The sequence below is a fragment of the Micromonospora sp. ATCC 39149 genome (genome assembly GCF_000158815.1).
Classification (GTDB): Bacteria; Actinomycetota; Actinomycetes; order Mycobacteriales; family Micromonosporaceae; genus Micromonospora.
In genome coordinates this window covers 2404219-2404603 of the sequence record NZ_GG657738.1, presented here as the reverse complement: position 1 = coordinate 2404603, position 385 = coordinate 2404219, and the positions used below count along the sequence as shown (strand labels likewise).

Here is a 385-nt window from a genome sequence, read left to right as displayed (position 1 = left end):
CACGACGAGCGGGAGGAGCGCCGCCTGGCATACGTGGCGGTGACCCGTCCCCGGCGGCTGCTGCTCTGCTCCGGCTACTGGTGGGGTGAGGCGACGAAGCGCCCGCGCGGCCCGTCGGTGTTGCTGCGGGAGGTGCACGACGCGTGCTCCGGCGGCGGCGACGGGCTCCTGGTCGACCGGTGGGCCCCGGAGCCGGCCGGGGACGCGGTGAACCCGACCACGGAGGTGGTGTTGCGCGCCGAGTGGCCGGCCGATCCGCTGGGCGGGCGCCGTCCGGCGCTGGCCGAGGCCGCGGCGCTGGTGCGCCGCTTCCTCGGCGAAGACCGTCCGGTGCCGGTCGACGCCCCGGCTCCCGTTCGGGACGAGGCCGTGTCCCCGGCCGGGG

1 pseudogene is annotated in these 385 nt (G+C 78.4%); it reads left to right on the top strand.

Going from position 1 to position 385, the window contains the following annotated elements:
* A pseudogene (locus MCAG_RS32385) lies at positions 1 to 385 on the top strand (ATP-dependent helicase); the annotation flags it as partial.